11 protein-coding genes are annotated in these 14,007 nt (G+C 46.1%); 3 read left to right on the forward strand and 8 right to left on the reverse strand.

Annotation, left to right across the window (positions count from 1 at the left end):
- Positions 1-281: 281 nt before the first annotated feature.
- Positions 282-1,427 (forward strand): hypothetical protein, encoded by a 1,146-nt coding sequence (locus DESACI_RS23065; protein WP_014826846.1) that lies wholly within the window; start codon positions 282-284, stop codon positions 1,425-1,427.
- A gap of 244 nt (positions 1,428-1,671) precedes the next feature.
- Here DESACI_RS23065 and kce read toward each other — a convergent pair whose 3' ends face one another.
- The 8 genes from kce to DESACI_RS08905 form a co-directional block, all read right to left on the reverse strand.
- Positions 1,672-2,481: a 3-keto-5-aminohexanoate cleavage enzyme gene (kce, locus tag DESACI_RS08870; RefSeq protein WP_014826847.1), complete on the reverse strand. Its 810-nt coding sequence runs from the start codon at positions 2,479-2,481 to the stop codon at positions 1,672-1,674.
- 122 nt (positions 2,482-2,603) lie between these two features.
- Complete coding sequence (gene kal / locus DESACI_RS08875; protein WP_014826848.1) at positions 2,604-3,002, reverse strand: 3-aminobutyryl-CoA ammonia lyase; 399 nt, start codon at positions 3,000-3,002, stop codon at positions 2,604-2,606.
- Between the two features lie 88 nt (positions 3,003-3,090).
- The gene (gene kamE, locus DESACI_RS08880) at positions 3,091-3,834 is read right to left on the reverse strand and encodes a lysine 5,6-aminomutase subunit beta (RefSeq protein WP_014826849.1); all 744 of its coding nucleotides are present in this window, start codon (positions 3,832-3,834) and stop codon (positions 3,091-3,093) included.
- Entirely contained in the window at positions 3,821-5,530 is a 1,710-nt protein-coding gene (gene kamD / locus DESACI_RS08885) for a lysine 5,6-aminomutase subunit alpha (RefSeq protein WP_014826850.1), read from the reverse strand. Before kamD ends, kamE begins: the two co-directional genes overlap by 14 nt.
- A 25-nt stretch (positions 5,531-5,555) precedes the next feature.
- Positions 5,556-6,647 carry a hypothetical protein gene (locus tag DESACI_RS08890; protein ID WP_014826851.1) on the reverse strand — a complete coding sequence of 364 codons (1,092 nt, stop codon included), beginning with the start codon at positions 6,645-6,647 and terminating at the stop codon, positions 5,556-5,558.
- Entirely contained in the window at positions 6,628-7,665 is a 1,038-nt protein-coding gene (gene kdd, locus DESACI_RS08895) for an L-erythro-3,5-diaminohexanoate dehydrogenase (protein WP_014826852.1), read from the reverse strand. Before kdd ends, DESACI_RS08890 begins: the two co-directional genes overlap by 20 nt.
- Before the next feature lie 29 nt (positions 7,666-7,694).
- Complete coding sequence (kamA, locus tag DESACI_RS08900; protein WP_014826853.1) at positions 7,695-8,939, reverse strand: lysine 2,3-aminomutase; 1,245 nt, start codon at positions 8,937-8,939, stop codon at positions 7,695-7,697.
- A gap of 378 nt (positions 8,940-9,317) precedes the next feature.
- A complete protein-coding gene (locus DESACI_RS08905) occupies positions 9,318-10,715 on the reverse strand; it encodes a sigma-54 interaction domain-containing protein (protein WP_014826854.1) in 1,398 nt (465 codons plus the stop codon).
- A 263-nt stretch (positions 10,716-10,978) separates the two neighbouring features.
- Between DESACI_RS08905 and DESACI_RS08910 the strand changes: the two genes are divergently transcribed.
- On the forward strand, positions 10,979-12,385 hold the full coding sequence (locus tag DESACI_RS08910; RefSeq protein WP_014826855.1) for a sigma-54 interaction domain-containing protein: 1,407 nt from the start codon (positions 10,979-10,981) through the stop codon (positions 12,383-12,385).
- A gap of 568 nt (positions 12,386-12,953) precedes the next feature.
- Positions 12,954-14,006, forward strand: coding sequence for a 2,4-diaminopentanoate dehydrogenase (gene ord, locus DESACI_RS08915; protein ID WP_014826856.1), 1,053 nt, complete (start codon positions 12,954-12,956; stop codon positions 14,004-14,006).
- The last annotated feature ends 1 nt before the right edge of the window (position 14,007 follow it).

The raw sequence follows: 14,007 nt of genomic DNA on the forward strand, positions 1-14,007 counted from the left end.
AAAAATAGGATAATTGTGGAATTAGTACGACATGATGAAATGCCAAATGAAGCACTCTGGGAGCTGAAGTCAGATATTTCTGACGACTATTATGAGATGTTCTGTTTTCAAGGACTTACTAAGGTTTGAGTGAATTGAGTTAAAGAAAGAAGAGAGGTGAGTGATGTGGTAACACGTTAAGAAACTCGTCCGCATATTCTGATAGGGAGGAGTAGACAGGTATGAGACCCCGGGGAGTCAGGGGATATACTCCTAATTATATTTAGGAAGAAGGGTGAAAAATGAAATTTGGCAGGAAACCGTTTATCCCCAATGAAAAAGATCTACTCTACCGCAATTATCGAAGAACAGCACTACCACCTATCCCACCTTCTTTCGGACACCAAAACTTAATAAGTGACTGGGGGCTGCTTGGTAACGATACTGTTGGAGATTGCGTTATTGCAGGAGCTGACCACGAAACAATGCTTTGGACAGCGGAAGGAAGTGTAGAGGCATCCTTTACCGCAGCAAATGCCATGAGCGATTATAGTGCGATAACTGGATATAACCCTAATGATCCCAATACCGACCAGGGAACAGAGGTTAGGACTGCTTTGCAATATCGCCAAAAGACTGGAATGATTGATGCAGGTGGTAATAGGCACAAGATTGCAGTTTATTTGTTATTAGACCACTCGAATCTGTTGAATGAATTGCTTGAAGCCGTATATCTTTTTAGTGCTGTCGGTATTGGTATTAATTTTCCTGACAGTGCTATGGAGCAGTTTAACAATGGTCAACCATGGAGCGTGGTACAGGGTTCTCAAATTGAAGGGGGTCACTATGTTCCTGTGGTTGGATATGATGGCTCATATATTTATTGTGTAACTTGGGGACGAGTACAGAAAATGACGGTTGATTTTTTAAAAACTTACTGTGAGGAAGCCTGGGCTATACTTAGTCAGGAGTTTCTCAATGGTAAGGGAGTATCACCAGAAGGGTTTGATTTTGCACAGCTACAGGCGGATTTAGCAGCCATCACCGGTACGCCAATACCGGCACCTGTCTCTTTGAGTTCAATTTCCCTTTTGCCAACAACCTTAAACCTTATGGCTGAACAATCCGGAACAATTTCCGTTGCGGCACATTATTCAGATGGCAGCTCAAAAGACGTTTCGCAGTTAGTAACCTATAGTACCGCTGCCACTGACGCCTTATCTTTCCAGGGAAACACAATCACCTCATTGCAGAATGTTTCTGATCAATATAATGTCACTGTAAGCTATCAAGGTATTGATACTGCGCTCGTCGTTAAAGTTAGTACGAATCCGAATCCAAAGCAAACGTACGATTTGAAAGTATGTAATTTGGAGAGGGCAAAGGCTGATGCCCTGATGACTTTTTTAAGAATTATTGGATTTACGGTGGTCGAAGAACTACAGTAATCGGAGAACTTCAGATTTAAGAAGCTATGAAAAGGCCCTAAATTCAAGGGCCTTAACTTTTTGTTAAAGGTTCAGCTTTTGGGGAAATGAAAACTCAGCGCATTGGCAATCCTTCGGCAATCTTTCGGAGCGGGAATGAGTGGCGGTTGACTGTGGTAGACCCGAAATCAGTAACTGGCAAGAGATAGAGACCTAGAGACTGTGAGAGTAGGTTTAAGGTATGAGAGTAGTTGGAGGCAGTAGTTTAGAGTCCTAGTAGTATTCGGGCTTCTGAGGGACTAGCTACTGGGCGCTCTAAGCTTTGGGCAAGGGAAACTAAACGCTCTACGAGAGGTGTATTTCCCTCTGCGAGAACTCCTTTGCGATAATAAATGTTGTCCTCAAATCCGGTGCGAACATGTCCGCCAAGAATAATGCCGAGAGTGTTCATGGGTAGTTGATGTTTGCCGATACCGGAAATGGTCCAAGTTGAAGCAGGAGGGATTAGATCAAGAAGAAAGAGAAGATTTTTCGCGGTTGCGGGCATTCCTCCGGGAACTCCTAAGACAAAATTGAAGTGAATAGGTTCATGAAGCAGGCCTAACTCTCTGAGATTTAAGGCGTTTTGGATCATTCCCGCTTCAAAGACTTCAATTTCCGGTTTTACGTGATAGTTTTGGCAAGCGAGGGCAAATTCGCGCACCATCGGTAAAGGATTACTGAAAACATCCTCTCCGAAGTTTACACTTCCTGTACTTAAAGAAGCCATTTCCGGCGCCAAGGTGACAGGTTGAATTCGTTCCTCAGCAGTCATCCCAGCCGCTCCTCCGGTGGATACCTGAATGATGAGATCTGTTTCGGCTTGAATATAGTCAACTGCCTCTGCGAAAAGTTCTTTATTTTGAGTTGGATTGCCGATGGAGTCACGCATGTGCAGATGGACGATGGAAGCGCCCGCAGCCCATGCTTTTTTTGCTTCGTCAGCAATTTCGCGCGGCGAAAGGGGAAGGAAGGGTGTTTGTTTACGTGTTACTTCAGCGCCGACGAGAGCGGCGGTAATAATGAGCTTTTCCATAGTTATCTCATTACCTCCTCAAAATTGCAGTGAACATAGCGATGACTGAGGCATCATCCGTTGGTTGGCGCATGACTGCCTCAGCCTGACAGCGGTCTTCATGTGTCATAGCCTCTTCAGGGTTAGGAACGCTGAGGTGGGGAAAAACGCTGTTTATCTTTAGGAACCATGCAGGTGCCTGTGGCTCGGCAGACGAGAACGGGTTCGCTAAGAATTTCGGCAGCGGAGTCACTTCCGGGGAGGGGAGAGATCACCTTTTTCGCTTCAAAGCGCATCTTGCGCGATGTGTTTCCGTAGTCGGTAATGACCCCTGTCGCTTCGATATAATCTCCGGCGAAGACGGGGGCCAGAAACTCGATATTGTCGTAGGCTACAAAGAGACCTTCATCTCCATCTGTATAAATGAGTAATTCGGTAGCCACATCTCCAAAAAGGGCGAGCATATGCGCCCCGTCCACTAAACCACCGCCATAGTGGGCATCCGCGGAACTAATGCGCAAACGAAGTTTGCTTTCGTACATAGTTATCACTCCTCGTATCATTAATTTACTTCCTGCCCCACGAGTCCAAAAAACTAACGGAACGTGGGGTATATTGAAAAACCTCAGGTTAACTGCGAGCCAGTACTCTATCCAGAATAAAGCTTGCAACATCCTCGGCATAGGTACCTGTTCCGAATCCGGCATCATAGCCTAGTTCTTTAGCGAGTTCATAGTTGATCCTTGGTCCTCCGGCAATCAGAAGGTAGCGTGTGCGCAGTCCTTCAAGTTCAAGAAGTTCAACCATGCGGGTTAGATTGCGGAGATGGATGTCTTTCTGGGTAACCACTTGAGAGATTAGGATGGCATCCGCGGAGACTTCGTGAGCTTTCATAAGTAATTCTTCACAAGAGACCTGTGCCCCAAGATTGAAAGCGTTTATTTCGTGGTAACTTTCCAGCCCTTTATGCCCGTTATAGCCTTTCATATTCATAATCGCATCGATTCCGACTGTATGGGCGTCACTTTCGATGCAGGCCCCTACTACGACGAGTTTGCGGCCCAGCTGAGTGCGGATACGCTTTTCTATTTCTGGCTTTTCGAGATGCTCATGTGAAAGCTTGGGGACTTCAATTTCACTGAAATCGACACTGACAGGAGAACGTGCATAAAGTACAAAGAAGCTAAAGCCTTCTCCCAGATCAACAGTGTGCACGATTTTCGGGTCTTGAAAACCACTTTTCAGCGCCCATCGCCGAACAGCTTCTTGTGCTTCTTCACCAAAAGGGACGGGTAAGGTTAAGGACAGTTGGACGATGCCATCGTCAAGGGTATCTCCATAGGGACGAACTTGAGATAGATCAAGTTTTGACATCAAGATCACCTTCTTTGAGGGGGGTTACTGCAAACTTATTAGAACCCATGAAATCGTTGGAATAATCAGGACTACAGCTGTCTTGGGAATCATGAGCGTTCCGGGGATCGTGAAGGTTTTGAAAGCCCGTGAGGTTGGAGTTGAGAAGAGTATTAAAGGGATTTAAGTACTGAGGATGTTTACGGAAAACACCGTCGAGTCCCCGACCTCCTGTTGGTTTTCTGGAGATATCGGCAAACATCCCTTCTTCAAGGGCAGCGAAAAGACCTTTCTTTTGAATTTCTTCCAGCATGTCAACGGCCTTTTGCAGGGTGGATTGTGCCCGTTGGTGTACTAAGCCATCGGGCGTAAAGGTTATTTCTTCATGGAAGTGCCCCATGGCTTTGAAAACAAGTTTAGCAGATTCCAGACTGAGAAAACGGTCCTGCATGAGGGGAGTGTGGATAGCTTCCGTGAGCATCCCTATGAGATGAATGCTTTGCCCGGTTAAGACAGAGGCTGCATTGAAAAGTGTATCTTGAACATGTCCGCGAAAGATATTTCCAGTCATATACTTCGTGGGTGGCATGTATTTGATGGGTGAACGGGGAAATATTTCACGAATCAGTTGAGCTTGGGCGATTTCATAAAGAAAGGAATCTGGAATATCCGGGTCGATTTCCATAGCATGGCCTAAACCTTGCTGTTCTTCAGGAAGACCCGAAAGAAAGGCGAATTGTTCATTGATAAAATTTGAGGCCAAGACAGTGTGTGCGGCTTCGATGGCTTCAGCGGTGGTCAGATAGTTGTCTTCTCCGGTGTTGATAATGATCCCGGCGAACCCATTAATCAAGCGGGAAAAATACTGATCGATGAAGGTGCGCTGCATATTGATGTCCCGAAAGATGATGCCATACATAGAGTCGTTGAGCATGACATCGAGACGTTCTATGGCCCCCATGGCTGCAATTTCCGGCATGCAGAGTCCGGAACAGTAGTTTGTGAGGCGAATGTAGCGGCCGAGTTCCTGCCCAACTTGGTCTAAGGCTTCACGCATAATGCGGAAGTTTTCCTGGGTGGCAAATGTGCCGCCAAATCCCTCTGTCGTTGATCCGTAGGGTACATAATCGAGAAGGCTTTGCCCGGTTGAGCGAATGACAGCAATGATATCAGCTCCTTGACGTGCTGCTGCCCTGGCTTGCAGAACATCTTCATAAATATTGCCTGTCGCTACGATGACGTAGAGATAAGGTTCGGGACCTTCACCTAATGTGGAAATGAGGTGTTCCCGTGTTTGGCGTTGCTGGAGAATTTGGTTTACTGCGTCTTGAGCGAGGGCAAAGGCTTTTTGGTCGATTTCTTCCTGCGGGAAAAAGGGAAGATCCGCCAACGATAGCTCATTGCGGCCCAATTGTTCTGCCAGGATCTGAGGCTCTGTCTTATAGTGCAGGCAGGCGTTGGCAATGGCTCGAGCGGCTCCTTTTTCAAGGAGGTGATGTTCTTTAAGATGATCTATCACGACATTGGGCAAAGGGATACCTTCTGGGTCAACCCCATTAATCCCCAGTAAGCGGAGAACTGTGCGTTCTACGCTCACCGTGCTATGAGAGAGGATAAGTGGTGTGATTTGCCGAACGATGTTTTTGGCGAGAGTTCTTGCTTTATTGATAAGCTTAGGATCGAGATGAAGTTTGTTTTTTAGGTAGGGACGAGTCAATAGGACCACCTCCATTCGGTAATAATTAGGGAAGCCACAGATGTTGCTTTTGGATGTCTATGAGGGGGACTTTAACCATAGGAAGCAAAGCTTCCGCGAGGAGTTCGGTCGGGATGGGGGTTAAAGGGTGCCAGGGACTTAAGGTGAGCAGGAGTAGATTCGGGCGCTGCAGAACTTTGACCCTGATCCCTCTGGATTTCAAACCGCTCCATACTTTAGGTGAGAGTAAAATATGGGCAGGGGTTCGAGTTATTAATTCTTGGGGCAGACGTCCGGCAGCGCGCAGAGCGAAGTAAATAGAATCTGTGAGAGCTCCTTTTAGATAAAGAATTTCGACTTGGGAGGGAAGTAGGGTCTTAAGGTCTTGGTTCCAGAGAAATGACGGGAGAGGAAACCAGATCCCTTGGTAGAAGAAGGAGTTATTGTTTACGGGAACATCAAGTTGTGGAGGGTTAGAAGGGGAACCAACGGAGACTGAATAAGCGGGAAGTTCGAATAATTCAAGGCTATATTGGGTGCGCTCTGCAACCTCTTTTAACGTGTTTCCTAAAGCGGCACCGGTGCTGAGGATAATCCCGGAACTCAGAATTTCAAGATTGTTAGTGGTTTCAAGTTGAAGGGTACTGTTTAAGGAAATATGAGAAAGGCGATTCAGTGCTCCATCCACATGTATCTGAGCAGCCCCAAAGTGCCTTAGGCGGGAGATACCTTCAAGGAGTTCGGAGAGGGATGAGGGGCCGGCCATCCGGATATCACCCGGGGATGTAATTCTTAAAATAAGCCAGGATCCAAACTGGGGATGGTGGCCCCAACTGTCAAGAATTTCATAATTCTTCGACGTTTCGGAGAGGAAACGCTCTGCAGTAAGAACCAGCTGCCCAGGTCGAACTGAGATGGAGGGTTTAGGGTGGTGATAAATAGCATCTTTCGCCTCACCGTCATACCCGATTGAGGTCAGCCCGAGGGTTCTATCCTCAAACAAGTCATTGACGGCGTTTAACGCTGTGGTTTTTCCCGCATTCTTAACGAGCCCGGCAAAAATTAAGTTGGAAAACATGGAGAGTCGGGAGCGGAGCTCAGTTTTCCAGGCCTTGGACTTAGGCATAGGTGCTTTCATAAATCTCACGGAGGCGGGGATTTTCGCGCATGATTGCTAAGGCTATTTCCGAGTGTCCTTCGGTATACCCGTTTCCCACCAACATGGTGACATCTTTGCCAATGCCTTCCGCCCCTAAGGCTGCGGCGGTGAACGATGTCGCCATACTAAAGAAATACACGGTCCCTTTGTTTTTCGTGGCTAGGATACTGCCGAGTTCAGTATGAGGGATATTGACCATATTTAAGGTAAGGTCGGCCAGCTTGCCTTCGGTTAGGCGTTCAATTTCCTTTAAGACCCAGAGAGCATCGCGAGCATCTCCCTGGAGCGGAATGACCGGTAATCCGGAATCCCTCATACGCTGTACACCAGCTTTGGAGTGACTAATTCCAATCACTTTGCCGGTGACGCCCGCCCGTTTACACGCTTCATGGAGGCAGAGAAGACCTGATTTTCCGCCACCTCCGATCACGACGACGGTATCTCCCGGTTTGACGATTTTAGCCGTTTGGGCGGGAGCCCCAGCCACGTCAAGTACAGCTAGGGCCAATTTCTGAGGCATGTCAGCGGGAAGTTTGGCGTAGATTCCACTTTCAAACAAGATCGCTTCCCCTTGCACCTCTACTTGATCAATGTCTTTGTGGACGGCGAGTATTTTGTCGATACGCAGAGGAGTCAAAGATAAGGAAACGAGGGTGGCGATTCGATCTCCGACCTTTAGATCTCGGTTATGCAGAGCAGAGCCAATCGCTTTTACCTTTCCAATGAGCATTCCTCCGGAGCCGGTGACAGGATTGTGTTGTTTGCCTCGTTGAGTAATGGTTTCTAAGATGATTTGGCCAATTTTCTCTGAATCTCCCTCGGCCTGAGTTTTAATCTGGGTAAAGGAGGCGGAATCAATATTTAAGACTTCAACATCGATAAGAATTTCGTTGTCATAAAGAGTTGAAAAATCATTATCTATGGATTGAGCGGGTTGGGGAAAGACTCCTTTCGGGTTGATGACGCGATGGGTTCCATAAGGGCAGCCTAAGTTCATCGTTATAACTCCTTTCAGATGTCGCATTTTTAATTGGCGTGGCGTTGGCGGCGATCGAGATTTTCGGGTTCAAGGGAAATTTTTTGATGGTTTAAGAGCTTCATCAAGCCGACTGAGGGGTCCTGCTCCTGACAGTATTGACACTGACATTGGTCCTGGAGAATATTCGGTTCGTCATAGACGCAAATGACTCCCTCATAGTTGCGGAGAATGACTTTATTGGCCCCCATGGAGATAAGGTATTGAGGACTCACCGGAATCTTGCCGCCGCCTCCTGGGGCATCGATGACATAGGTTGGTACGGCATAGCCGCTGGTATGCCCTCGTAAGTTTTCGATAATTTCAATGCCTTTCGCCACTGAGGTGCGGAAATGTTCGATCCCTTTGGAAAGATCACATTGATAAATATAGTAGGGGCGAACTCGGTTCATGACGAGTTCGTGGACGAGTTTTTTCATGATATTGGGGCAATCATTGATTCCGCGGAGAAGAACGGATTGATTGCCGAGGGGAATTCCTCCATCAGCCAGGCGAGCCAGTGCGGCCTTGGCCGACGGGGTGATTTCTTGGGGATGATTGAAGTGAGTGTTAATCCAGATGGGCTGGTATTTTCGCAACATTTGGACAAGGTTATCTGTGATGCGCATGGGAAGAACCACTGGAATTCTGGTGCCGATACGGATAATTTCCACGTGAGGAATAGCGCGCAAATTGGAAAGAATGTGTTCTAATCGATCATCGGAGAGGGTGAAGGGGTCGCCGCCGGATATTAAGACGTCTCGGATTTGGGGTGTAGCCCGAATATAGGCGAGTGCCTTTTTAAAGTCTTCCAAGGGAAGGGGCTGATCCGTCTGACCGGCGATTCGGCGGCGCGTACAATGCCGGCAATACATGGAACATTGATCGGTTACGAGGAGCAAGACGCGGTCCGGGTAGCGGTGGGTCAATCCTTTGACTGGAGAATCTGTGTCTTCATGTAAGGGATCAGAAAGATCGTGTTCTCCTACGTGAAGCTCTAAGGAAGTGGGAACAGCTTGTTTACGCACTGGGCAATGAGGATTTGCAGGATCAATTAATGAAGCGTAGTAAGGCGTAATGGACATACGGAGGGTACCAAGACAATGTTCTATGCCGGATTCTTCCTCGGCAGTCAGAGGAATCACCTCCTTAAGTTCCTCGACCGTCGTGATGCGGTGGGAAACCTGCCAATGCCAATCATTCCATTGATCATCGGGGACAGAGCTCCATTTGGAAATGTCGTGACGTGAGCACATATTGGGACCTCCTTATTTGAAACATTGAGAGGCGTATTGGGAATTATTTTGAAGTTACTTCGTTTGAAGTAACTTCGTATGTTTGCAAGATAAATGCCAATATAACTACTGCGCCGCAAGTTTTTGGGAGGCGGCAAAACGCCTGCAATTAGCGGAGAAAAACAGCCTTTAATACGTTTAACATACGTATTAAAGGCTGTTTAGAAAGAGAAAACTGCTGGTTTTCCGGCATTATGCCGAATTTTTGGAGTTTTAAAGCAGTAGGCAGAAGTTAAGAGGTTTGAACTAAAAGTTAAGAAGTTAAGAAGTTAAGAAGTTAAGAAGTTAAGAAGTTAAGAAGTTGAAGGGTAGAGAGAGTTTGGAAGTCAGAAGTTGGGGTTATAGTTTAATGCCTAGGGCCTGAATCTTATATTGCAGGGTTTGGCGGGGGAGGCCTAAGATTTTTGCGGCCTGAGAAACATTACCTTTGGATTTTTCCAGAGCGGAGGAGATAAGTGTTTTTTCAACTTTGCCTAAAGCTTCCGGCAGAGGGAGATTTTCTACGTCAGACAGGTTCATTGGCTGATCCGGCAGCGCTTTTTGTAATAGATGAGGGGGGAGATGGGTTATTTCAAGGGAATCAGTTTCAGCGAGGTTCATTGCCCCTTCAAGGGTGCAACGTAATTCGCGAATGTTGCCAGGCCAGGGATAGCTGCTAAACAGGTCTTGAACGGGGGGTGAAATGCTGGAAATTTGGCAGTGAAGGTTTTGGTTAAGCTCTGTGATAAAGCGCTGGGTAAGGATAGGAATATCAGTTGAACGTTCACGCAAGGGGGGAAGCTTTAAGCTAACGACATTGAGTCGATAGTAGAGGTCCGGGCGTAAAAGATTTTTTTTGACGGCAACCGCCGGATCCATATTTGTGGAAGTGATAATACGCACATTCATAGGCCTTAACTGGGAGTCACCAATGCGGCGGATATTTTTTTCCTGGATAAAGCGCAGGAGCTTAGCTTGTAGTTCAAAATCCAGACAGGTTAGTTCATCTAGGAACAAGGTTCCTCCATCGGCAAGCTCAACGAGGCCGATTCGGTTTTCAGCACCGGTAAAACTTCCTTTGCTGGTGCCGAAGAGGATGCTTTCCATGAGTGTAGCGGGAAGGGCAGCGCAATTCTGACTGATGAATGGACCGTTGCGGCGTGGACTGTGGTTATGTATTGACTGAACTAATAATTCTTTTCCTGTACCAGTTTCGCCGTGCACGAGAATAGGAGAATCTGTTCGGGCGGCTTTTTTAGCTCGCTCAATGACCTCGAGCAATGCGGGGTGCTGGCCAATAATGTCGTTGAAGGTATAATTGGCATGTTCGACGTTGGGGCGTTTAGGGCGAAGTTTGAGATCGGAGTGTAAGTCGACGATTTTTTCGGCGAGCAGTTTAACTTGGGTTAGATTTTGGGAAATATCAATAGCCCCTACGATTCGTCCATTGGCACGAATAGGCAGGCTGGTTGTTAAGAGGTAAATGGGGATACCGTAAAGGTTTCGAATTTCCTGTTCCTTACGGATGACGCTTTCACCAGTGCGCAGGACTTGAAGAATGGTACTGGTCTCTTCAGTTAAAGAGGGGAACATTTCCAGAACATGTTTTCCTAAAGCTTTTTGAGGATTAATGCCGTCAATGTTAGCAGCAGATTGATTATACAACTGGGTGATTCCTTGTTGGTCTGTGATGTGGACTCCTTCGGGAATATTTTCCAGTAGAGTATAGAGGCTTTCACTTAAAAAATTGGGTTCCAATATAGCCTTTTCACTCCTCTCCACGTATTAGTGATTTAAGTTTACTACATTATTTGCGAGGTGTGTGAAAATTTGAAATTTTGATCCAGGTTAGGAATAGTTTAAGAAGGAGTATCGAGGGTTATCACGAATCTTTGCTATACATTAAATTACGATTGCTTTTAGAACCATACTATCGTATCTAGAATATTACATACAACGGCGGTTTGACTTTCTTCCAACAGAATTATGAGGGCAAAATTTTTTGCAGATGGAGTAATTATATGAATGAAGTCAGCTTAATGATGATTTTGGACCAACTAGATGAAGGGGTGCATGTCGTAGACCTTGAGGGAAACACAATCTACTATAATAGGGCGATGGGCCGTATTGAAGGACTCGATCCGAAAGATGTACTTGGACAAAGTTTATTACGGAATTTTCCATCGTTATCTAAAGAGACGAGCACACTTTGGTACGTTTTACAAACTCGTAATCCTTTAGTTCAAGTCAGTCAGACGTATCTTAATCCTCGTGGCGAAAAGATTACGAGTGTTAATAATACTTATCCGCTCTATGTCCAGGGAGAGTTCGTGGGAGCGTTTGAAGTGACTAGGGATTTGAGTCGGGTGGCGCGATTGACTGAACAAGTAGTTCAACTTCAGAGTGAACTTCACCCGCCTTTACGCAATCAGGCGAAAAAAAAATCTTCTTTTTATAGCTTCGATGATATTGTGACCCAGAGTGAAAGTATGCTTGTCTTATTGGCTAAAGCGAAACGGGCTGCGAATACCGGGATTAGTGTTTTAATTACGGGGGAGACCGGAACGGGTAAAGAGATGGTGGCACAGAGTATTCATACCTATAGCTCGCGAGCAGATGGACCGTTCATCGCTCAGAATTGTGCCGCCTTACCAGAAAGTTTGTTGGAAGGTATCTTATTTGGAACAGTACGCGGCAGTTTTACGGGAGCGGTTGATCGTCCGGGATTGTTCGAACAAGCTCAAGGGGGGACCCTTTTATTAGATGAGATTGACTCTATGGGCCTTAACCTTCAGGCAAAATTATTACGCGTTTTGCAAGAAGGAAGAATTCGCCGTTTGGGGGATCTAAGGGAAAAAGAGATCGATGTACGTATTCTGGCGACCACAAATAAACCTACTGAAGAGAGCATTCGTCAGGGACTAATTCGTACCGATCTTTATTACCGAATTAACGTTTTGGAAACTGCACTTCCTCCCTTGCGGGAACGAAAAGAAGACATAGAACTTTTAATTCAACATTTCTTGCGGCAAATGGCTGATAAACATCAGCGAAGTGTTCCAACTCTTAATTTCGACGTTTTGCTCACTCTGAAAAATCACGACTGGCCTGGCAATGTCAGAGAGCTGGCCCATGTGATCGAAGCGGGAGTGGTTATGGCGGAACAGGAGTTTGGGGTGAATGAGCTGCCAAATTACTTACAAGCCAAGGCCCCCACACTAAAGAGGCGAAAAGGCAAGGAGAAAAAATCGACATTAACACTTCAGGAGTGTCTTCGAGAATTAGAAGAACGTATGATTCGGGTAGCTTTGGAGAAGACTGAAGGAAATTTAACCAAAGCTTCTGAACAATTGGGGATTTCACGTCAATTACTTCAGTATAAGCTGCGCAGTATAGATTATAAAAAAATTCAAGGCGGGATTAAGTGAACTCGTTCAGCTAAAGCCGAACATCGAGGCTTCAGATGGAGACGCTACCCCACTTGAAGTTTACGAAGGCCCCGCCCCATTGACAAGAAGTGTAAGGTTTAATAACGGGATAAAATAAAAAATGAGTGAGTGAAGTTTAAAAGCAAGATATTTTGCAGAAAGGCAAAATATCTTGCTTTTTAAGTTATGACTCCGCTGCGTAAGACCCCAAAAAAAAATTTACGGTAGAGTGAGTACGTTAAGTGTATTTTGTCCAAGCGAATACGGATGATAGGCGTTAACCAGACCAACGCTTCACAGGCAGAATTACAAAAAGATTTTAGGCGATAGCCCCAGTGGAGACTAATCCACGAGCTAATCTTTCGGATTTAGCTTAAGGTTAAAGGATCGTATCTTTGACGGCAGTGAATAGGAAATGCTGCGCGTGCGAACGGGCAATAGAGTAATTTAATGGCATAACTTTTGCAATATTAAAGAAACAAGAGAAAATTAGCACTTTGTTCTAATGAATGCTATTTGCAGTGAAAACAGGAGCTAAAAATAGATGCCGATGAGGAGGGTTAACGGTATGAACGAAATACGTGTAATTCAATGGGGGCTGGGGGCCATGGGAAGTGGTATGGCCCGCTTAATTCAGTCAAAAACCGGGCTCAAGATTGTCTATGCTTATGACCAAGATCCCCAAAAAATTGGGCAGGATTTAGGAGAGTTTTTGGGGGGAGTTAAGAGTGGGGTCAGAATTCAGCGACCGCCACAACCGGGAGAAATGAATCTGGAAAAAGCTGATCTTGTAATTTTAGCCACATCTTCTTTTACCAAGGAAGTGACTCCCCAAATTGAGATAGCTCTTAAACATTCCTTAAATGTTATAAGTATTGCGGAGGAAATGGCTTATCCATGGGCTCAGGAACCTGAGCTGGCGATGCATATTGACGGATTGGCTAGAGAGTATGGAGTGAGTGTTCTTGGGACGGGGATTAATCCGGGATTTGTTCTGGATACCTTAATTTTGGCGTTGACGGGTACTTGTCTGGCGGTCGATAAGATTAAAGCCGCTCGGATTAATGACCTGTCTCCCTTTGGCCCCACGGTCATGCAGACACAGGGCGTGGGTGTGAGTGCAGAAGCCTTCGAGGCGGGGTTACAAAGCGGTAGGATTGTCGGGCATGTTGGGTTTAAAGAATCGCTTTATCTCTTAGCAAAAACGTTGGGGTGGAAGTTGGACAAAATTGAAGAAACCCGTTTTCCTATTATTTCGAAGGTTAAGAGAGAAACGGCCTATGTGAAAGTCGAGCCGGGTCAAGTGGCAGGCTGCCAGCATACAGCAATTGGGTATGTTGATGGGGTCCCTAAGATTGAATTGATTCATCCCCAGCAAGTTTTGCCCCATCTGGAAGGGATTGAGACAGGAGATTATATCGACATCAGCGGACAACCGGATATTCATTTAGCAATTAAACCGGAAATTCCAGGCGGGCTTGGAACCATGGCCATGGCTGTGAACATGATTCCCCAGGTTTTAGCGGCTCGCCCAGGACTATTGAGCATGGCAGAATTACCGGTTCCAGCCGCTTTAATGGGAGATATACGGGAGCTATTGGCCTGGCGAAAGGGGGAGTAAA

Origin of the sequence: Desulfosporosinus acidiphilus SJ4 (assembly GCF_000255115.2) — a bacterium.
GTDB classification, from domain to species: domain Bacteria; phylum Bacillota; class Desulfitobacteriia; order Desulfitobacteriales; family Desulfitobacteriaceae; genus Desulfosporosinus; species Desulfosporosinus acidiphilus.

What these genes read in the sequence shown, in the direction of transcription:
- DESACI_RS08890 (WP_014826851.1), bottom strand. Translation starts at nt 6,647, where the DNA reads ATGAAAGCACCTATGCCTAAGTCCAAGGCCTGGAAAACTGAGCTCCGC.
- kamA (WP_014826853.1), bottom strand. Translation starts at nt 8,939, where the DNA reads ATGTGCTCACGTCACGACATTTCCAAATGGAGCTCTGTCCCCGATGAT.
- kamE (WP_014826849.1), bottom strand. Translation starts at nt 3,834, where the DNA reads ATGTCAAAACTTGATCTATCTCAAGTTCGTCCCTATGGAGATACCCTT.
- ord (WP_014826856.1), top strand. Translation starts at nt 12,954, where the DNA reads ATGAACGAAATACGTGTAATTCAATGGGGGCTGGGGGCCATGGGAAGT.
- kdd (WP_014826852.1), bottom strand. Translation starts at nt 7,665, where the DNA reads ATGAACTTAGGCTGCCCTTATGGAACCCATCGCGTCATCAACCCGAAA.
- DESACI_RS23065 (WP_014826846.1), top strand. Translation starts at nt 282, where the DNA reads ATGAAATTTGGCAGGAAACCGTTTATCCCCAATGAAAAAGATCTACTC.
- kce (WP_014826847.1), bottom strand. Translation starts at nt 2,481, where the DNA reads ATGGAAAAGCTCATTATTACCGCCGCTCTCGTCGGCGCTGAAGTAACA.
- DESACI_RS08910 (WP_014826855.1), top strand. Translation starts at nt 10,979, where the DNA reads ATGAATGAAGTCAGCTTAATGATGATTTTGGACCAACTAGATGAAGGG.
- kal (WP_014826848.1), bottom strand. Translation starts at nt 3,002, where the DNA reads ATGTACGAAAGCAAACTTCGTTTGCGCATTAGTTCCGCGGATGCCCAC.